The organism is Streptomyces sp. NPDC058307, assembly GCF_042880295.1.
Lineage (GTDB): Bacteria > Actinomycetota > Actinomycetes > Streptomycetales > Streptomycetaceae > Streptomyces.
Window position 1 is genome coordinate 136,975 of record NZ_JBHVYZ010000005.1, and the last position, 19,573, is coordinate 156,547.

Annotated in this window: 15 protein-coding genes; 10 read left to right on the forward strand and 5 right to left on the reverse strand. The window is 70.6% G+C overall.

Features of this window, described 5'->3' with window-relative positions:
- The first annotated feature begins 140 nt into the window (after nucleotides 1-140).
- Nucleotides 141-1,166 carry a LacI family DNA-binding transcriptional regulator gene (locus tag ACFVYN_RS06115; RefSeq protein ID WP_389993366.1) on the forward strand — a complete coding sequence of 342 codons (1,026 nt, stop codon included), beginning with the start codon at nucleotides 141-143 and terminating at the stop codon, nucleotides 1,164-1,166.
- Here ACFVYN_RS06115 and ACFVYN_RS06120 read toward each other — a convergent pair.
- A complete protein-coding gene (locus tag ACFVYN_RS06120) occupies nucleotides 1,149-5,111 on the reverse strand; it encodes a glycosyl hydrolase (RefSeq protein ID WP_389993170.1) in 3,963 nt (1,320 codons plus the stop codon). The two genes, ACFVYN_RS06115 and ACFVYN_RS06120, sit on opposite strands and share 18 nt — an antisense overlap.
- Nucleotides 5,112-5,351: 240 nt before the next feature.
- Between ACFVYN_RS06120 and ACFVYN_RS06125 the strand changes: the two genes are divergently transcribed.
- Both ACFVYN_RS06125 and ACFVYN_RS06130 read left to right on the forward strand, forming a co-directional pair.
- Nucleotides 5,352-6,638 carry an MFS transporter gene (locus tag ACFVYN_RS06125; RefSeq protein WP_389993172.1) on the forward strand — a complete coding sequence of 429 codons (1,287 nt, stop codon included), beginning with the start codon at nucleotides 5,352-5,354 and terminating at the stop codon, nucleotides 6,636-6,638.
- A 25-nt stretch (nucleotides 6,639-6,663) separates the two neighbouring features.
- Nucleotides 6,664-8,136 carry an arabinose isomerase gene (locus ACFVYN_RS06130; protein WP_389993174.1) on the forward strand — a complete coding sequence of 491 codons (1,473 nt, stop codon included), beginning with the start codon at nucleotides 6,664-6,666 and terminating at the stop codon, nucleotides 8,134-8,136.
- A gap of 6 nt (nucleotides 8,137-8,142) precedes the next feature.
- On the opposite strand, the gene ACFVYN_RS06135 is transcribed toward ACFVYN_RS06130, so the two are convergent.
- On the reverse strand, nucleotides 8,143-8,853 hold the full coding sequence (locus ACFVYN_RS06135) for a FadR/GntR family transcriptional regulator (RefSeq protein ID WP_389993176.1): 711 nt from the start codon (nucleotides 8,851-8,853) through the stop codon (nucleotides 8,143-8,145).
- A 288-nt stretch (nucleotides 8,854-9,141) separates the two neighbouring features.
- Between ACFVYN_RS06135 and ACFVYN_RS06140 the strand changes: the two genes are divergently transcribed.
- The 6 genes from ACFVYN_RS06140 to ACFVYN_RS06165 are packed head-to-tail and all read left to right on the forward strand — an operon-like array spanning nucleotide 9,142 to nucleotide 15,784.
- Nucleotides 9,142-10,038 (forward strand): proline iminopeptidase-family hydrolase, encoded by an 897-nt coding sequence (locus tag ACFVYN_RS06140; RefSeq protein ID WP_389993179.1) that lies wholly within the window; start codon nucleotides 9,142-9,144, stop codon nucleotides 10,036-10,038.
- 21 nt (nucleotides 10,039-10,059) lie between these two features.
- Nucleotides 10,060-11,781: an ABC transporter substrate-binding protein gene (locus tag ACFVYN_RS06145; protein WP_389993181.1), complete on the forward strand. Its 1,722-nt coding sequence runs from the start codon at nucleotides 10,060-10,062 to the stop codon at nucleotides 11,779-11,781.
- Nucleotides 11,778-12,794 carry an ABC transporter permease gene (locus tag ACFVYN_RS06150; protein WP_389993184.1) on the forward strand — a complete coding sequence of 339 codons (1,017 nt, stop codon included), beginning with the start codon at nucleotides 11,778-11,780 and terminating at the stop codon, nucleotides 12,792-12,794. Before ACFVYN_RS06145 ends, ACFVYN_RS06150 begins: the two co-directional genes overlap by 4 nt.
- Before the next feature lie 2 nt (nucleotides 12,795-12,796).
- On the forward strand, nucleotides 12,797-13,765 hold the full coding sequence (locus ACFVYN_RS06155) for an ABC transporter permease (protein WP_389993186.1): 969 nt from the start codon (nucleotides 12,797-12,799) through the stop codon (nucleotides 13,763-13,765).
- Entirely contained in the window at nucleotides 13,758-14,765 is a 1,008-nt protein-coding gene (locus tag ACFVYN_RS06160; RefSeq protein ID WP_389993189.1) for an ABC transporter ATP-binding protein, read from the forward strand. The genes ACFVYN_RS06155 and ACFVYN_RS06160 overlap by 8 nt, the downstream gene beginning before the upstream one ends.
- On the forward strand, nucleotides 14,762-15,784 hold the full coding sequence (locus ACFVYN_RS06165; protein WP_389993191.1) for an ABC transporter ATP-binding protein: 1,023 nt from the start codon (nucleotides 14,762-14,764) through the stop codon (nucleotides 15,782-15,784). Before ACFVYN_RS06160 ends, ACFVYN_RS06165 begins: the two co-directional genes overlap by 4 nt.
- Before the next feature lie 71 nt (nucleotides 15,785-15,855).
- Here the strand turns inward: ACFVYN_RS06165 and ACFVYN_RS06170 are convergent, their stop codons facing one another.
- The 3 genes from ACFVYN_RS06170 to ACFVYN_RS06180 form a co-directional block, all read right to left on the reverse strand.
- On the reverse strand, nucleotides 15,856-16,326 hold the full coding sequence (locus ACFVYN_RS06170; RefSeq protein WP_389993194.1) for a carboxymuconolactone decarboxylase family protein: 471 nt from the start codon (nucleotides 16,324-16,326) through the stop codon (nucleotides 15,856-15,858).
- 105 nt (nucleotides 16,327-16,431) lie between these two features.
- Complete coding sequence (locus tag ACFVYN_RS06175; RefSeq protein ID WP_389993197.1) at nucleotides 16,432-17,055, reverse strand: restriction endonuclease; 624 nt, start codon at nucleotides 17,053-17,055, stop codon at nucleotides 16,432-16,434.
- A gap of 197 nt (nucleotides 17,056-17,252) precedes the next feature.
- On the reverse strand, nucleotides 17,253-18,311 hold the full coding sequence (locus tag ACFVYN_RS06180) for a glycoside hydrolase family 5 protein (protein WP_389993199.1): 1,059 nt from the start codon (nucleotides 18,309-18,311) through the stop codon (nucleotides 17,253-17,255).
- 133 nt (nucleotides 18,312-18,444) lie between these two features.
- Here ACFVYN_RS06180 and ACFVYN_RS06185 point away from each other — a divergent pair, with 133 nt between their 5' ends.
- On the forward strand, nucleotides 18,445-19,506 hold the full coding sequence (locus ACFVYN_RS06185) for a LacI family DNA-binding transcriptional regulator (protein WP_389993202.1): 1,062 nt from the start codon (nucleotides 18,445-18,447) through the stop codon (nucleotides 19,504-19,506).
- Nucleotides 19,507-19,573: the final 67 nt, after the last annotated feature.

Here is a 19,573-nt window from a genome sequence, read left to right on the forward strand (position 1 = left end):
CGGTTTCCGCGTGACCGAGGGGTGAACGGTGTGCAGGTCCACCGGATTTTCGATGCGCCCCGCTCCTCTGCCTCTGGGGCGGAAAACGTTTTACTCACGACCGGAGTAGACTTGCGTCGCCCATGGGGAGCAGCGAAGGGGTGGACGCCATGTCGGTTCGCCCCGCCCGCATCCAGGACGTCGCGGCCGCCGCCGGGGTCTCGGTCTCCACGGTGTCCAACGTCCTGAACCGACCCGAGCGGGTCAACGCGCGCACCGCCGAGCGGGTCCGCGTCGCGGTCGCCGCACTCGACTACGTTCCCCATCCGGGAGCCGCCGGTCTGCGCACCGGACACTCGTCGTCGATCGGCCTGGTGCTGCCGGACGTGGCCAACTCCTTCTACTCGCGCATCGCACGTGGCGCCGCCGACGCGGCGTACGAACACGGCTACTCCCTCGTCCTGTGCGACAGCGGGGACGCGCCGGAGCGGGAGCAGGGCTACTTCACCATGCTCGTCGAACAGCGGGCGGTCGGCGCGGTGGTGGTCCCGCTCAGCGCCGATCCCACGCGGCTGTCGCGGCTGCGCGAGCGCGGTATCCCGCTGGTGCTGGCGGACCGTGCGATTCCCGCCCAGGAGGGCTGTTCGGTCTCGGTGGACGACATCGCCGGCGGCCGCATCGCCGTGCAGCACCTCTTGGACCGCGGGGCGCGCGACATCCTCGTCGTCAACGGTGAGCGCACGATCCGTCAGTGCGCCGACCGCTACCAGGGCGCCCGTCAGGCCGTGCGCACCCGGCGCGATGCCCGCCTCGGCCAGGTCGTCGCCGAGGAGATGACGGTCGCGTACGGCAGCGAGATAGCCCATGGCCTCGACGAGCTGCCCGACGGCGTGTTCTGCACCAACGACTTCCTCGCGGCGGGCCTGTGCCGGGCGCTGGGCGAGCGCGGTGTGAAGGTCCCGGAGGACGTGCAGGTGGTCGGCTACGGCGACCTGGACATCGCGAGCTTCGTGGGCACGACCCTGACGACGGTCCGCCAGCCGGTCGAGGAACTCGGCCGGGCGGCCGTCGAGATGCTCCTGGACGAGGTGGAGGCCCGCGCGGAACACGCCCACGAGGCAAGGGTGTTCGCGCCGGGACTGGTCCTGCGGGACTCCACCCGGACTTCCTCAGACGCGCCTTTCTAGCCGCACCGGTCCCAGCAGTCCCGAGGGAAGCTGGGAGGGGAAGGCCCAGGCGGTCGGCGTGGCCTCGGCCAGGTACGGGGCCAGGGTGTTGTGGACGGTCACCTCGAGGCGGACGGTACGCCCGGCGGTGCCGCGCAGTTCGAAGCGGTACGGCGCGCAGAACGCCTCGCCGACGGGTTCGCCGTCGACGCACACCTCGACGCTGCCGCGCACCCGACCCAGATCCAGCACCGGGTCCGGCCCGGCCGGCACCTCCAACGTCCGGGCGTAGGTCACACCCCCGCTCCAGCCGCCCAGCCCCAGTTCGCCCCAGTCCCCCAGCGGCAGGGGTGCCGGTACCGTGCGTACCCGTACCGGCCCCCGCCAGGCGGAGCCACCGCGCAGCACGGCCGTGGGGGCGGTGACGACTTCGCACTCGGCCGCCTTGTCGAGTGGCCGGTCCAGCATCAACTCATCGCCCTGCAGGGACAGTTCGGGGCCCCCGTCGATGCTCACCCGCGAGGGAAGCTCCAGGGGCAGGTCGAGTGACACGGTCCCCGCCGGCACGGTGAACCGGAAGCGCTGTTCGGCCTCCCGGAGATCGTCGGTGGACCGCAGCGGCAGTACGGCGAAGCCGAGCACGGGGGCGCCGGCCAGCCACTCGGCCCCGGGCAGCGGGTGGGGTCGTACCGCGGCGCCGCAGTGCTGCAACTCCCCCCAGCGGCCCTTGTGTTCGACGGTCCGCCCGTGCCACTCCCCCGTCCGGGCTTCCCAACCGGGGCCACTGACCAGGGCGTTCGTGTCCGCCACGAGGTCGACGTAGATCCCGTCCCGCGCGTCGACGCTGTCGGCCACCAGGTCGAGCACGTGATCGCCGCCGTCCAGCGTCAGTTCGTGCCGGAAGAACGCGGGTACCGCGCCCCAGTCGGACTCGTAGTACTCGACCTTCTCCTGCCGTGCCACGACGGCTCCGTCGACGAGGACGGTCACGCCCACCGCGGCGCCCACGACGAGGACCGCCGTCGCTGCCCGGTCCGGGGCGGTGATCCGGCCGCGGTAGCTCACGCTGCCGTCCGGTCGTACGCCGTCGGGCAGGCGCATGAACAGCGGGCGTGACGCGAACCCGTCCGGGCGGGACAGGCAGAAGTAGCTGCCCAGCGGGGTGTCGGCGGCGCCCGAGATGGTTTGCGGCCGGTCCTGGGCGTCGGACAGCTCGTACTCCAGCACGTTGCGGGCCCGTCCGACCTCCACCCGGGCCGACGACAGATAGCCGCCGCCGCTCTCCAGCAGAGTGCCGTTCCACCACACGCGTTTGGCCGCCGCCGCGCCGACATGCAGGTCGGCGGGCCCGCGGTGGTCGGTCTCCACGACGGCCCTGACCCGGGCAACCGTCCCGCTCACGGGCACCGGCACCCGCACGAACTCCTCCGGCACCAGGCCCTTGTTGCCGAGCAGACCGTCGGGGTCCGGGATGCCACGGCTCGACGAGTACAGCGAGACATCCCAGTCCGCGGAAGCCAACTCACGTTCTCCGGACAGGACTTGCTCGACGGCGGCACTGTCCAGAGGCGTCGGCGCCTGCGCTGGGGGCACGGGCGCCAGGACGCGGACGCGGTTGCCGTAGGTGGCCCGTACCGGCTCCCAGGAGGCTTCCGTCTCGGTCCACCGCATGGTCCAGATCTGCGGTTCGGCGAGGGGGGATCCGGCGGGCAGGGCCAGGTCGCCCCAGGTGTTGTCCATGGTGGGTACGAGACGGCCCTCCCAGCCGGTGGACAGGTCGACGGACTCCGTCGGCCCCGTGGGCGGCGGGGGTACGGCGTCCGCCGGAGGGCCTTCGCGCCATACGACGAGGGCGGCGGGTGCGCCCTCCAGCGGGACCTCGATGGTCGAGACGCCGTCGGTGACGGTGACGCGTCCCGGGCGGCGGGTGCCGGTCGCCGGGTTCCAGATCTCGGCCTCGGCCACCGGGGCCCGCACGGTGACCGAGGAGGTGCGGGCGTAGCGTCCGGGGTCGATCTCGTGGTGGTCCCCGGGCGGATGCGTCCGGGCGTCGGGGAACGCCCCGGTGACCAGCGCGACCGCCGCGTCGCCCTTCCTCCTGACGAGCAGCGGCACCTGGCCCGTCGCGTATCCGGCGTGGTCGGCCACCGCCGCCGCACCGGCCTCGGCGTCGGTCACCCGCTCCAGGCGGGGATGGTCCAGCAGCGCGGCCACGACGGAGTCGTCACCGGCGAGTCCGGCCGCCCGTGCCGGAGGGCGGCCGACGACCACGACCCGTCCTCCGGTGTCGAGGAGTTCGGCCAGTCGGCGGGCCGTCTCGTGCTCCAGGACGCTCGCCGAGGGCAGCAGGACGGTGGTGTACGCCAGGTCCCTGATCCGCAGGGCCCCGTCGCCGGCCTTGGCGCCCTGGATCGAGGCGTCGTCGATGACGTCGAAGGAGATCCCGTGGCGGTCGAGGGCGCCCACGGCGGGCCTGAGCCAGTTGTTGGTGCCGCACAGCTCCAGGTAGTGGCGCTGGGTCTCGTCGACGTCGGCGTGGGCCTCGCCGAGGCGGCCGTCGCCGAAGTGCTGGACGGGAGCGTCGAGGGGGATGAGGGACTGCATGGTGGCTGTGGGGTGCAGAACCGCGACGTCGGCGCTGTAGGTGCCCCACGACAGGATCGAGCAGATCCGGGCGACGGCCCGCGAGAAGGCGGGGTACTGCCGCCAGTAGGGCTGGCGCCAGTCGGTGGACGGCGGCGCCCACTCGAACCAGCCGCCCGCGGTGCCGAAGTAACTGGCGTGCGGGTTGTAGAAGTTGGCCCCGCTGCGCAGGAACGGCAGCAGCCAGTCGTAGGTCTCCTCCAGGGTGCCGCCCCAGCCGGAGGAGTGGAACGACTCGATCCAGACGCGCTCGTGGCCGTAGAGGTGGGCCATGGAGGAGTGGACCTTGGCGTCGCCGTGATGGTCGCTGCCGGCGGCGCTGTACCAGCGGTGGGTGCGGAAGTAGTCCGTGTAGAGCTGTGTCGACTGGGCCGGGAAGCCGGAGCGGGCGGGGTGGCTCTGGTCGCAGCCCAGGAGCAGGCCGCGCTCCTCGTGCCAGGCGGCCAGGGGACGGAAGAGGGCCTCTTCGGTGAGTTCGGCGCGGACGGCGTAGTAGTCGGCGCGGATCCGCCCTGCCCGCTCGGAGTCGTCCCCCGTGAAGAGGGCGGGGAGGTGGTCGAGGAGGTCGTAGCCGCGCCGGGAGCGGAACTCCTCGGGGAAGCGGCCGGTCCAGGAGTTGGTGGCGGGCAGCTCGTCCTGGAAGCTGCCGGCGATGACGTTGCCCAGGTGGTCGGGTACGCGGCGGTCGTATTCGTGATGGATGGCGTCGAACAGGAGAGCGACGGCCGCGGGGTTCAGGTAGTCGAAGGCCGTGGGGACGGCGAGGACCAGGCGCACCTCGGTGCCGTCGGGGGCCTCGATCCGTGGCGGTCCTGCATGGCCGGCGGGGCCGGGCCGCCCTGATGCCGGACGGTGGACCGGCAGGCGTGCACCGGTGCTGTCGTACGCGCCCAGCAGTGTCTCCGTGCCCCCCAGCGTGACCGTGCCGCCGGTGACGACCGCCCGGCGCGAGCGCAGGGCGCGGCCCGCCGCCTCGGGGTGCCGGCGGGTGATGCCGCCCTGGACGTTGGCGCCGGAGAAGCCGATCTGGTCGTAGAACCACAGGCGCGTGCCCAGGTCCCCGGCGATCTCGCAGGCCTCCTGGAAGCGGGCCCACCACTCCTCGCCGAACCACACGGGGTCGTCGGTGCGGGCGCCGAAGGTCGGGCCGGCCGGTGCCAGGTTGATCACCACGAGGTTGTGGACGCCGCCGTCCGCGAACCGGCGCAGCTGCCAGGCCAGGCGGTCACGGGTGACCTTCGCGCCGGACCACCACCACAGCGGGGTGGGGCCGAAGTCCCGGGGCGGATTGTCGAACAGCTGTCGCAGGGCTGGAGAGATCACGGATGGGTCCTTCCGACTACGGCCCGGACACTCTCACGGATCAAAAACGTTTTACGTCAGCCTCACCGTAGGACACCCCCACGGCCCCCACCAGAGCTGCGGGGCCGTCAGGTCGTTTCCACGGATGGCCGCATGACGTCTTGTTGGAACGTTTTTACCCTCCTATAGTCGCTGGACATCGGCCGAGAACAGCGACGTCCCCCTCCGCTCGGACCCTCTCTCCCCAGACGGAGCCGCATCATGGCCCGAACCTCGCCTGCCCCGAACCAGCCGGAACCGCCCATCGAGAAGCGCCTGTGGAAGGTCGCGACCCTCTCCGGCATGGCGTCCTACCTCGATGCCGCACTCATCGTCAGCATCGGTGTCAACCTGGCCATCTACCGCGACGCCTACGACATGGGCGTGTGGATGGCCGGTGCGATCAGCGCGATCGTCACCATCTGCATCGCGGTCGGCTCCCTGGTCGGCGGTCGTCTCGCCGACGTCTTCGGCCGACGCCGCCTCTACAACCTGGACATCCTCTGTTACGCCGTCGGGGCGATCGTCATCACGCTGGCGCCCGACGACATCACCCTGCTGGTGGGTGTCCTGCTCGCCGGTCTCGCGGCCGGTGCCGACCTGCCGACGTCCCTGGCCGTGGTCTCGGACGCGGCCCCCGATTACGCCCGGGGGCGGCTCATCGCCTTCACGCAGGTCATGTGGATGCTGGGCATCATCGTCGTGGTCTTCGTCGGCTTCGCCCTGTCGGACACCGGCATGCTCGGGGCCCGCCTCATCACCGGCCATCTGGCGGTCGCCGCCCTGGTCACCTGGCATCTGCGCTCCCGGCTGGAACTGGCCACCGGGCCGAATCCGGAGCAGGACCAGGTCCCGGGCGAGCAGCAGGGTGTCGCGCTGAAGAACGTCTGGACCCGGGCCGCGCTGGTGCCGATGCTCGCGACCTTCGCCTTCTACGTCACCTGGGGTCTGGGCGCCAACACCATGGGCCAGTTCACGACGTATCTGCTGGTCACCGTCAGCGGTGCCTCGCAGAGCGTGGCGACCGGCATCAACCTCGCCTGTCTCCCCATCGGTCTGGTGCTGACGCTCGCCTTCGTCAAGATCGCCGACGGCCCGCGGCGCGACCGGATGTTCTACGTCGCCACGGTCGTGCAGATCGCGGCCTTCGCCATCGCCTCGCTGACCGTGGGCGTCATCGTCGGCTTCCTCGTCTTCTACATCCTCTACCAGCTGTCCTATCCCTTCGCGGGCGAGGCCAACTACAAGGTGTGGTCGCAACTGACGCTGCCCGCGGAGACCCGTGGTACCACGCAGGGGATGACCTACGCCGTCTCGCGCGGGGTCTTCGCGGGCGTCGCGTTCGTCACGCCCGCGCTGCTCGACCGGAGCCCCAGCCTGCTGCTGTGGGTGATCACCGGCTGCATGGGGCTGTCGGCCGTCGCGGGCCTCTACATCGTGCGTGTCCTCGTTCCCCGCTCGTCCCCGGTCGCCACCGCACCGGCGGACCTGAAGGTCGCGCAGACCTGAACCGAATCCCGAAGGAGCGCCGACCATGGCGACGACCGAATCCACCACGACGTACGCCGGTGAACGGGGGCCCGGTCTGGGCGAGTTGCTCCCGCCCGTGACCCGGCGCCGCCCGCGGATCGGACTGGTCTCCGGCGGGCTCGGCACGTACTGGCCGCAGTTCCCCGGACTGCTGCCCCAGTTGAAGCAGTCGGCGGCCTATGTCGCCGAGCGGCTGGGGCAGTTGGACGCGGAGGTGACGGACGCCGGGTTCGTCTCCGACGCACAGGAGGGCGCGGCCGCCGCCGAACGGCTCCGGCAGGTGGACTGCGATCTGATCGTGCTGTTCCTGACGACCTACCTGACCTCGTCGATGGTGCTGCCGATCGCGCAGCGCACGCACACACCGGTGCTGGTCGTCGACCTCCAGCCGTCCGAGCGGATGGACCACGCCTCCTTCGACACCGGCAACTGGCTGGCGTACTGCTCGCAGTGCTCCGTGCCGGAGGTCGGAAACGTCTTCCGCCGGGCCGGTATCCCGTTCCGGTCGGTGTCGGGCTGGCTGCGGCAGGAGTCGGCCTGGCGGCGCATCGAGCGGTGGGTGCGGGCCGCGCACGTCCGGGCCGCGCTCCGGCACGCCCGGCACGGGCTCATGGGGCATGTGTATCCCGGGATGCTCGACGTACAGACCGATCCGACGCTGCTGTCGGCGACGTTCGGCTCGCACGTCGAGGTGCTGGAGTTCGACGATCTGCGGCACCGGGTGGAGAAGGTGACCGAGGCGCAGACCCGGGAGCGGGTGGAGCTCGCCCGCCGGATCTTCACCGTCGACGACAGCGTGGTGGACGAGGACTTCGCGTGGGGCGCGACCGTGTCGGTGGCTCTCGACCGGCTGGTGGAGGACTTCGGCCTCGACACCCTCGCGTACTACCACCGGGGGCTCGACGGCGAGCAGCACGAGCGGCTCGGCGCGGGCATGATCCTGGGCGCCTCGCTGCTCACCGCCCGGGGTGTGCCCGCGGCCGGTGAGTTCGAACTGCGCACCAGTCTTGCCCAGTTGGCCTCGCAGAGCGTCGGCGCCGGGGGCTCCTTCACGGAGATCCAGGCGCTGAACTTCGAGGACGGGGTGGTGGAGATGGGCCACGACGGACCCGCCCACCTCGCGCTGAGCGCACGCGATCCGCTGCTGCGCGGCCTCGGTGTCTACCACGGCAAGCGTGGCTGGGGTGTCAGCGTGGAGTTCGACGTCCGGCACGGCCCCGTGACCCTGCTGGGCCTCGGCCAGGACGCCGACGGCAGCCTGTCGTTCATCACCTCCGAGGGCACGGTCGTCCCCGGGCCACTGCTGGAGATCGGCAACACCACCAGCAGGGTCGACTTCGGCCGGGACCCCGGCGAATGGGTGGACGCGTGGAGCGCGACGGGGGTCGGGCACCACTGGTCGCTGGCGGTGGGTCACCACGGCGCCGATTTCGGGGCCGCGGCGAGTCTGCTGGGGATCGATCACCGGGAGGTGTAGCCCGGGTCAGGGAGGTTCGGCCGCCCGTACCCGGGCCAGGACCTCCCGGATCATGTCGGCGCTGATCATGAAGTGCTCCCGGGCTATCCCCTCCGCGCGCTCCGGCTCGCCCGCCGCGACGGCCTCGTAGAGCGCCGTGTGCCCGTGACCTGCCTGTTCGTGGTGGGAGCGCTCGCCCTTGCCCCAGGGCTCGATCGGGAAGCCCAGGCTGACCCTGGTCAGCAGGTCCCGGCTGAGCTGGGCGATCTGCGGATTGTGGGTGGCCGCGCAGATCGCCCGGTGGAACGCGCTGTCTGCGGCCTGCTCCTCACGGGGTGTGGCGGCGGAGAGATGTGCCGTGAGGGCCTCGCGCATCGGCTCCAGGTCCTCGGGGCGCCGGCGCCGGGCGGCCGTCGCGGCCACCATGCCCTCCACCAGCCCGCGCAGGTCGAAGAGTTGCTCGAACTCCTCCCAGCGGGGCAGCAGCGTACGGCGGACCGCGGCGCCGGAGGACTCGGTCCAGCTGTCACGGACGAACGCTCCGCCGCTGCGGCCCCGGCGGATCTCGATGACGCCCAACGCCAGGAGGCGGGCGACCGCCTCGCGCACGGTGGGGCGGCTGACGCGCAGCAGCGCGGTGAGTTCGCGTTCGGCGGGCAGCCGCTCGCCGGGCAGGAAGTCCCCGACGGCGATCGCGGTGAGCAGCCGGTCGGCGACCTCGTCGACCGCCGAGTTCACCCGGACCGGACGCAGCGAGGACGACGGGCCGTCGCCGAGCAGGACACGGTCGAGGACGCGCGAGAACTCGTCGCCTGGTTCAGGTGCGGATGTCAGTTGTCCTCCCGCAAGTCGTCGTATGTGTAAACGCGCACGGGCCACGTGAACCCGCTGTTACTTCTTTCCCTCACCCCGCCAAAAGGTCTTGTGGACTGACCTTTTGCCCCCTCACTATCGCATCCATCCGTCACATCCCAACGATTTTCAGACAGCGGTCGGCTGGTTCCGACCGGTCTGGGAGGCTTCCCCGTGGCGATCCCCGAACCGAAGCACACCGGAACCGTCGACTTCAACGGCCATTCCACCTGGTACCGGATCACGGGCGAACCGGGCAGGACACCCCTGGTCGTCCTGCACGGCGGCCCCGGCGCCGGCCACCACTACACGCTCAGCATCGCGGGCATCTCCGAGCAGGGCCGCCCCGTGATCCACTACGACCAGCTCGGCACCGGGTTCTCCACCCATCTGCCCGGCAAGGGCGCCGACTTCTGGACCGTCCAGCTCTTCCTCGACGAACTCGACAACCTCCTCGCGGAGTTGGGCATCGCCGACGGCTACCACATCCTCGGTCAGTCCTGGGGTGGCATGCTCGCCGCCGAGCACGCGGTCCGCCGCCCGGCCGGGCTGCGGGGACTGGTCATCGCCAACTCCCCCGCGTCCATGCGGCTGTGGCTCAAGGCGGCCGCCGAACTGCGGGCCGAACTACCGGACGAGGTCCAGCACACCCTGCACGCCCACGAGGCGGCCGGGACCACGGACCACCCCGACTACCGGGCAGCCGAACAGGTCTTCAACGAACGCCATGTGTGCCGTCTGACACCCAACCCGCCGGAGGTGCAGGCCACGTGGGACAACATCGCGGCCGATCCGACCGTGTACCACACGATGAACGGCCCGAACGAGTTCCATGTCGTCGGCACCCTCAAGGACTGGTCGGTCATAGACCGGCTCCACCTGATCGAGGTGCCGACGCTGCTGGTGTCCGGGCGCTTCGACGAGGCGACTCCCGAGACCCTCCGCCCCTTCGCCGACCTCATCCCCGATGTGCGCTGGCACATGTTCGAGCATTCGAGCCACATGCCGCACGTCGAGGAGGAGGACCTCTACCTCCGGGTCGTCGGCGAGTTCCTCGACTCCACCGACTGACCGACCCGGGAGTTCCCAGCCATGTCCCACACCACCAGACGGGTCGCGCTCGCCGCCGCCACCGTCGCCCTCACGCTCACCGCGGCCGCCTGTTCGTCCTCCTCCGACCCGGGCTCCTCCTCCGGCCCGAGCGCTTCCGGCTCCGGGTCCTCCGCGTTCCAGACGCAGCACAAGGGCGGCACCCTCAAGCTCGTCGCCCACGCGGCCGCGGGCAGCTTCGACCCACAGGTCAACTACACGCTCCAGTACTGGCAGTTGTTCCAGTCGATGTACGACGGGCTGCTCGCCTTCAAGAAGGTCGACGGACAGGAGTCCTTCACCGTCGTCCCCGACCTGGCCACGGCCATGCCGAAGGTGACCAACGGCGGCAAGACCTACACCTTCACGCTCCGCAAGGGCATCACCTTCTCCAACGGCAAAGCCCTCACCACCGATGACGTGGTGGCCTCCTTCCAGCGCATCTTCAAGGTCTCCAGCCCCACCGCGGGCACCTTCTACAACGGCATCGTCGGCGCCGACGCCTGTCTGAAGGCACCCGCCTCCTGCACCCTGTCCAAGGGCGTGATCGGTGACGCCAAGGCCAACACGGTCACGATCAACCTGACGGCCGCGGACCCTGAGTTCGAGTACAAACTGGCCGTCCCGCACGCCGTCGTCGTACCGAAGGACTCGCCGACGAAGGACGCCGGGACCAGGCCGCTGCCGTCGACCGGGCCGTACACGGCGACGTCGTACGACCCCAACCGGGCGCTCAAGCTGGTCCGCAACCCGCACTTCAAGGAGTGGTCACGGCAGGCGGAGCCGCAGGGCTATCCCGACGCCATCGACTACACCTTCGGCCAGACCGTCGAGTCCGAGGTGACCGCCGTCGAGAACGGCCAGGCGGACTGGATGTTCGACGCGCCGCCCGCCGACCGTCTCAACGAGATCGGCACCAAGTACGCCTCGCGGGCGCATGTGAGCCCGCTGACGGCGTTCTGGTACGCGACGCTCAACGTCAATATGGCTCCCTTCAACAACAAGTCGGCGCGTCAGGCGATCAACTGGGCCGTGGACCGGTCCGCCGTGGTGCGGCTGTACGGCGGCACCAACCTCGCCTCTCCCGCGTGCACGGTCCTGCCGCCCGGCTTCCCCGGACACGTCGACTCCTGCGACTACACCAAGGGCGGCGGGACGACCTGGCAGGCCGCTGACCTCGCCAAGGCCAAGGCGCTGGTGAAGCAGTCCGGCACCGCGGGGCAGGAGGTCGGCATCGTCGTCCAGGACGACGACGTCAACAAGTCGATCGGGCAGTACCTGCAGAGCCTGCTCACCCAGCTCGGCTACAAGGCCACGCTCAAGCCGCTGTCGGCGAACATCCAGTTCACCTACATCCAGAACACCAAGAACAAGGTGCAACTCGCCCTGACGTCCTGGTACCAGGACTATCCCGCGGCCTCCGACTTCCTCAACGTGCTGCTCTCCTGCGCGAGTTACCACCCCGGCAGCGACTCCAGCATCAACATCTCCGGGTTCTGCGACAAGGGTGTCGACGCCACGATGCAGGCGGCTCTGAAGACCTCGCAGACCGACAAGGCGAGCGCCGACAAGCAGTGGGGGGCCATCGACCAAGCGGTCATGGGCCAGTCGCCGGTGGTACCGCTGATCAACCCGAAGCTGATCGACTTCACGTCGACGCGGGTCGGCGACTACCGGTTCAGCAAGCAGTTCTACATGCTGGTCGGGCAGTTGTGGGTGAAGTGACCCTCTCCCCGTCGCCAGGGGCCCGGCGCTCGCCGGGCCCCTGGCGGACCGCCGCCGGCGACCTGCTGCGCAACCGGACGGCACTGGCCGCCGCCGCGGTCCTGCTCCTCGTCGTGCTGGCGAGCCTGTGCGCCCCGCTCTACGCGGACCACATCGCCCACACCGACCCCTTCCAGTCCCATGTCTCCGGCACCACGGTCGTGGCCGGAAAGACCGTGCCGGTGCTCACCCCGAGCAGCACCGGCCTCGGACTCGGCGTCACGCCGATCGGCCCGACCTGGGACCCCGCCCACTACTTCCTCGGCGCCGACAACCAGGGCCGGGACGTGCTGGCCCGGCTGCTGTACGGCGGCCGTACGAGCCTGTTCATCGGGTTCACGGCGGCGCTGCTGACCTGCGTCGTCGGTACGGCCGTGGGGGTCGTCGCCGGGTACGCGGGCGGGATCGTGGACGCCGTCATCTCGCGGGTCCTGGACGTCGTCTGGGCGTTCCCGGTCTATCTGCTGGCCATCTGCCTGTCGGTGGTCCTGCTCACCAACGGTCTCGAGCTGGGCCCGGTCACCGTCGACGCGGGAAGCCTCTGGCTGCCCGTCACGATCATCGCGGCGATCTATGTGCCGTACATCGCACGGCCGTTGCGCGGTCAGGTGCTGGTGCTGCGCAACAAGGAGTACATCCAGGCGGCCGTCGGCTCCGGCGCGCCCACCTCGCGCATCCTGCGCCGGGAGGTGCTGCCGAACGTGGTGCCGACGGCGATCGTGTTCGTCCCGCTGATGACCGCGCTCGCCATGCTCACCGAGTCGGCGCTGTCCTTCCTGTCCGTCGGCGTCCAGCCGCCCGACGCCAGCTGGGGCACGATCATCGAAGACGGTCTGGGGCTCCTCTACACCCGGCCCGCCGTGACGATCGCGCCCGGTCTGCTGATCGCCCTGACCACGGCCGCGCTCAACGTCCTCGGCGACGGGGTGCGTGACGCGCTCGACCCGAGTGCCCGGCTGCGCGGAGGGGTGTGACCATGCTCGTCTTCGCCCTCAAGCGCTTCGGCTCGGCCCTGCTGGTGATGTTCGCGATCAGCGTGCTGGTGTTCCTGATCTTCTTCGCCACCCCGGGCGTCGACCCGGCGGCACGCATCGCGGGCCGCAACGCCGACCCGGCCACCCTCGCCCAGGTGCGGCACTCCTTCGGCCTGGACCGGCCGATGCCGGTCCGCTATCTGCTGATGATGCGTCACCTGCTGGTCGACCGTGATCTGGAGTCGTTCGTCAACCGCGGCTCCCGGGTAATCCCGCAGATCATCCAGGCCACCCCCGTGACCCTGTCCCTGGTCATCGGCGCGGCCCTGATCTGGATGACGGCCGGCATCCTCATGGGCACGGCCGCGGCGGCGCTGCGCGGCCGGGCAGCCGACCCGCTGATCATGCTGGTGGGCGTGGTCGGCGTCTCGCTCCCGGCCTACTGGCTCGGCGAGGTCGTCAACCTCCTCACCCAGAAACAGCTGCACGACTCGGTCTTCTCCTGGGTGCCCCCGCCCGGCTACGTCGGTCTCGGCCAGGACCCCGGCCAGTGGGCGCTGCACATGCTCTTCCCCTGGCTGACGCTCGCCCTGCTGTACGCCGGGATCTACGCCCGGCTGCTGCGCGGCGAGGTCGTCACCGCGCTGAACGAGGACTACGTCCGTACGGCCCGCGCCAAGGGCCTGCCGGAGCGGCGGATCCTGCTCCGGCACGCCCTGCGCTGCTCGCTGATCCCGATCGTGTCGCTGTTCGGCCTGGACTTCGGCGCGCTCGTCGGCGGGGCCGCGCTCCTGACCGAGGTGGTCTTCGGTCTGCCCGGCATCGGCAAGCTCACCTTCGACGCGCTGCAGAACCTGGACCTGCCCGTGATCATGGGCACGGTGCTGTACGCGGCGTTCTTCGTGGTCCTCGCCAACGCCCTGGTGGACATCCTGTACGCGCGACTCGACCCGAGGGCCCGCCATGCCTGAACCACTGATGGACGTACGTGACCTGCGCGTCCGCTTCCGCACCCGCCAGGGCCTCGTCACGGCCGTGGACGGTCTCTCCTTCTCGGTCGCTCCCGGCGAAGTCCTGGGCGTGGTGGGCGAGTCGGGCTCCGGCAAGAGCGTGTCGATGCTCGCCGTGCTGCGGCTGCTGACCAGCCCGAACGTGAGTGTGTCGGGTGAAGTCCTCTTCCGTGGACGGGACTTGCTCACTCTGCCCGACCGGGAGATGCGTGCGGTGCGGGGCCGGGAGATCGCGATGGTGTTCCAGGACCCGATGACCGCGCTGACCCCGGTGTACACGGTGGGCTGGCAGATCGCCGAGGCGATCCGGGCGCACGAACAGGTCTCCCGCAAGGAGGCACACACGCGTGCCGTCCGGCTGCTCTCGGACGTCGGCATCCCCGACGCGGCCTCGCGGGTGAACGCCTATCCGCACGAGTTCTCCGGCGGAATGCGGCAGCGCGCGGTCATCGCGATGGCGCTGTCCTGCAGCCCCTCACTGCTGATCGCCGACGAGCCGACGACGGCACTGGACGTCACGGTCCAGGCCCAGATCCTCGACCTGGTGCGGGAACTCAACCGAGGGGGCTCCGCGATGGTGCTCATCACCCACGACATGGGCGTGGTCTCCCAGATCGCCGACCGGGTCCTGGTCATGTACGGCGGCCGGGCGGCCGAGGAGGGCCCGCGGCGGGCGGTGTTCCACGGTCCGCGACACCCGTACACCTGGGGTCTGCTCGACTCGGTGCCCCGGGTGGGCGGTCCCCGGCTGCGGCGGCTGCCCACCATCGCGGGCGTGCCGGTCGCACCGGGTGGCATCCCGGAGGGGTGCGCGTTCGCGCCGCGCTGCCGGCTGCGGCACGACCGGTGCGAGGAGCGGCCCGTTCTGTCGGGTGACACCCACCTCGACGCCTGCTGGCTGCCGTCCGGCGACCGGGCCGGCCTGAGAGTGAGCGCGAGAGACACGGAGGCGGCGTCGTGACGGCACAGGACATCGTGGCGGTGGACACGGACGCACCGACCGCCGGAGAGGTCCTCCTGAGGGCCACGGACGTCACCAAGCACTACCCCGTGCGGGGCAGACGCCAGGTGCTGCGTGCCGTCGACGGGGTCTCCCTTGCGGTGCGCGGCGGCGAAACCCTCGGCGTGGTCGGGGAGTCCGGCTGCGGCAAGTCCACGCTCGGCCGGTGCCTGGTCCGGCTCACCGAACTCACGGGCGGGCGCGTCGAGTTCGACGGTCAGGACATCTCCACGCTGTCCGCGCGCCGGCTGCGCCCGGTACGCCCGGGCATGCAACTGGTCTTCCAGGACCCGCAGGCCTCGCTCAACCCCCGCCGTCGCGCCGGGGACATCGTGGCCGAGCCGCTGCTCGTGCACCGGTACGGCAACGCGACCGCGGTCCGCCGCAGGGTCCGGGAACTCTTCGACGTCGCAGGACTGGCGGCGGCCCATCTGGACCGCTACCCGCACGAGTTCTCCGGCGGTCAGCGCCAACGCATCGGCATCGCACGCGCCTTGGCGACGAATCCGAAGCTGATCGTGGCCGACGAGCCGGTGTCCGCGCTGGATGTGTCGATCCAGGCGCAGGTGCTGAACCTGTTCGCCGACCTCCAGGACGATTTCGGCCTCACGTACGTCTTCATCGCGCACGATCTCGGTGTGGTCCGTCATGTGTCCGACCGGATCGCCGTCATGTATCTCGGTGAGATCGTCGAGCTCGCCGGAACGGAGGCGTTGTACTCGGACCCGGCCCATCCGTACACGCAGGCCCTGCTGTCGGCGGTACCGGACATCGACGACGGGACGCTCGCGGAGGACGGACCGCCCCGGGAGCGCATCGTGCTGACCGGTGAGGTGCCCAGTCCGGCGGACAAGCCGACGGGGTGCCCGTTCCGCACGCGCTGCCCGTACGCCCGGGAGCTGTGTGCGGTGGAACGCCCGCGGCTCACGGCGAACGCCTCCGGCCGTCAGGTGGCCTGTCACTACCCGCTGACCGGCTGAGGCCGTGGGGTCGGGCCAGGGGTCTGCAGCCCCCTGGCCGGTCACCCGGTCCTCAGATCAGGTCCTCACGATCAGCCGAACTGACCGACCACGTAGTCGCCGGCCGGCTGCTGGGTCATGACGTTCAGCCGGTTGAAGGCGTTGATGACGGCGATCAGGGAGACCAGGGCGAGGAGCTGGTCCTCGTCGTAGTGCTTGGCCGCGTTCTCCCAGACCTCGTCCGGGACGCCGGTCCCGTCGGCGAGGCGGGTGCCCTGCTCCGCCAGCTCCAGCGCGGCCCGCTCGGCCTCCGTGAAGACCTTGGCCTCACGCCACGCGGCGACCATGTGGAGGCGCTGCGCGGTCTCGCCCGCGGCGGCGGCCTCCTTGGTGTGCATGTCGAGGCAGAACCCGCAGCCGTTGATCTGGCTCGCGCGGATCTTCACCAGTTCCTGGGTCGTCACCGGCAGTCCCGAGTCCGAGACCACCTTGCCCGCGGAGGCGAAGTGCTTCAGCAGCTTGCCGGCCAGCGGGCTGGCGAAGACGTCGAGTCGGGCTTCCATGGTGTGCTCCTTCTGCCGTTGTCGATGGCTACACACCTATGACTGGATGGACCGGCGGATTGTGACAGGTACAGATGTGACCTGCGTCTCCTCGGGACGGGTCCCCTAGCCGCCGTACGCCTTCTTCCAGCGGGCCCGATGCCGTGCGTCCCCCTGGCCCCTGCCGTTCACCTCGCCCAGTGACACGAGGGAGGCCCCGTTGTTCCACAGGCCGAGGAGGTCGCGGTGCACGGCGAGGATGCCGTGCTCCAGCGCGAACCTCTCGGAGGGGCCGGTGAAGCGCGAGGTCGTCACGAAGACGGCCACGTCGGTGCGGAAGTGCACCCGGGCGCCCAGCAGATCGCGCAGCTCGCGGTTCGGGATCGCCCTGCTCGGTGCGTACCGCTTGCACTGGACGACCATCGTCCGGCCGTCCGGCAGCCGCCCGAGGACATCGGCGCCGTTGTCACCCGCGCCGCCCACTCGGCGGACCTCGGTGCACCCGTCCCGCCGGCACAGCGCGGCGACCAGTTCCTCGAACTCGGTGCCCGTCATGACGTCCACCTCGGCGAGAGTCCGGCGGCCCGCCTCCACCGCGTCCTCCTCGCGCCAGCGCCGGTCCCGGCCGCGCAGAAGCCGGTCCGTCCGCCACAGCCGCCAGCCGATCGTGCCGACGACACCGACCAGCAGGAAACCCAACAGATACGGCCACACGCTCGCCCAGAACACCACCAGGAGGACCAGCGCCACCGCGCCGCCTCGCTCGCCCCACTTGATCCTCAGCGCCCGCCGTCTGCGAGCGGCCGTACCCCCCCCGGTGTCCCTGTCCAGGAGTCTGGGCAGTGCGGGAGGGCGTGGGAAGGGCGCGAGTCGGCCATGTCCGAACAGCCACCGTGGACAGCGGCCGGCCGCGGTACCCGAAGGCACCGCGGCCGCCGGGGAACGGGTCAGCCCTTGACGGGCTTGCCGCGGCCCCAGGCCCAGGCGAGGCGGTCGGCGCCCGACTGGTTGGTGGTCTGCAGCCACGGGCGGTTGGCCGGGCCGACGAGCTTCTGCACCGAGTAGATGTCGTCGGTGCGCAGGCCCGGCCAGTACACCGAACCCATCTTCAGCTCGCGGAAGGTGTCCGTGACGGCCTGGATGAAGTTGACGAAGTTGTCGTCCGGGGTCTTCACGTTGTAGTTCAGACCGGTCGTCATCGGCGCGCCGAACTCGTCCGCCACGGTCCGGTTGGCGCAGTCGCCGATGCGGACCTTCAGGTCGGCCACCCACTCGTCGTAGGTGGCGTACGACTTCCAGAAACCGTAGTGGTGCAGCGACAGGTAGGTGCCCTTCAGGCGCGGGTCGGCGCAGACGGTGGTGACGTGGTCGTTGTAGCCGGCGCCGCTGACGAAGACGCGGTTGCGCGGCACCGACTTGTAGGTGTCCAGCCACTTCGCGGCGATGTCGGCCCACTGGGCGTCGGTGTAGCCGTGCGGCTCGTTCATCGGCTCGAAGTAGACCCGGGAGTTGTTCTTGTAGGCCTTGACGACGGTGTTCCACATCGGCCAGTAGGTGGCCTCGTCGTCGATGAAGCCGTCCTTGCGGTCGCCCGTGCCCTCCCAGTAGGACACGATGACCTTGAAGCCGTGGGCCGTCGCGGCGTCGATGACGCCCCGGTACGACTTCCAGTAGGAGCCGTTGACGGTGTACGGGTTGATCGGCAGCCGGACGGTGTTGGCGCCGAGGTTCGCGCGGAACGCCGAGATGATGCGGCTCGCCTTGGTGTACGTCTGGGCGTAGGTGTCGGAGGTCGACAGGCCCGACAACTGGAGCTCGTCGTCGGCGAAGTTGTCGCGCGGGTCGGCCCAGTTGACGCCCTTGAACTGGGTCGTGTCGGTGGTCGGCGCGGCGGCGGAGGCGGGGCTGCCGGTGAGGGTGGCGCCGCTGACCGCGGCGATCGCGAGGGCGACGAGCGAGGCACGCAGCCTCGGGGCGCGACGGGTGCTGGCGGGGGTCTTGCGCATCGACCAAACCCTTTCGGAATGACAGCATGTTTACGTAAACATGACGGCGCCGGAATCGTGGCATCCGGCTCGGCGACCGTCAAGGTTTCCCACACGTAACATCCGGTGCGACACGCAACACGTTCGTGTGCGAATGAAGGAGGCAGCAGTGGTGGAGCGGGGCGGTTCCGGTGTCCCCGGAGGCCGGCGCAAGCAGCGCGTGTCCATGGCCGACGTGGCCAAGCTCGCGGGCGTCTCCTCGCAGACCGTCTCGCGGGTCGCCAACGGTCAGCCCGGGGTGATCGCTTCCACGCGCGAGCAGGTGCTGTCGGCGATGCGGGAACTGGGGTACCGGCCCAACAGTGCCGCGCGGGCGCTGCGGTACGGCCAGTTCAACACCATCGGCGTGATCCTGTTCAGCCTGTCCTCGACCGGCAACAGCCGGACGGTGGAGGCGATCGCCACACACGCGGCGGCCGAGGGGTACGCGATCACCCTGATCCCCATCGACGTCCCGACGCAGGACAATGTCCTGGGGGCCTTCACGCGCATGGGCGAGCTGGCCGTGGACGCGGTCATCGTCATCATGGAGATCCATCTCCTCGACACCGGGACGGTGCAGCTGCCGCCCGGGGTGCATGTGGTCGTGGTGGACTCCGACGCCGGCGACCGCTACAGCGTGGTCGACACCGACCAGGCCGACGGCGCGCGACAGGCCGTACAGCACCTCCTCGACCTGGGCCATCACACCGTGTGGCACGTGACCGGCCCCCAGGAGTCCTTCGCGGGGCAGCGCCGGACCCAGGCCTGGCGTGCGGTCCTGCGGGAGGCCGGGCGGCCGGTGCCGCCCGCGCTGTACGGCGACTGGTCGGCCGAGTCCGGTTACGCGGCCGGGCTCGTGCTCGCCGAACCGCCGGACTGCACGGCGGTGTTCGCCGCCAACGACCAGATGGCGCTGGGTCTGCTGCGCGCGTTCCACGAGCGGGGGCTGTCCGTGCCGTACGACGTCAGCGTGGTCGGTTTCGACGACATCCCCGACGCGGCGTTCTTCGTGCCGCCGCTCACCACCGTCCACCAGGACTTCGCGGAGGTGGGCCATCGCTGCGTCCAGAAGGTGCTCCAGCAGATCCGCGCGGGCGGAACCGGCCGACCCGGCACCGACCTCGTCCCGACCCGACTGGTGGTGAGGGGAAGCACCGGGTCACCGCGGGGTTGAACGCGGCGGCGGATCTTCGCGCACGATCCGACCACGGGTGCTGTTCGCGAGGGACCGGGGGGAACGG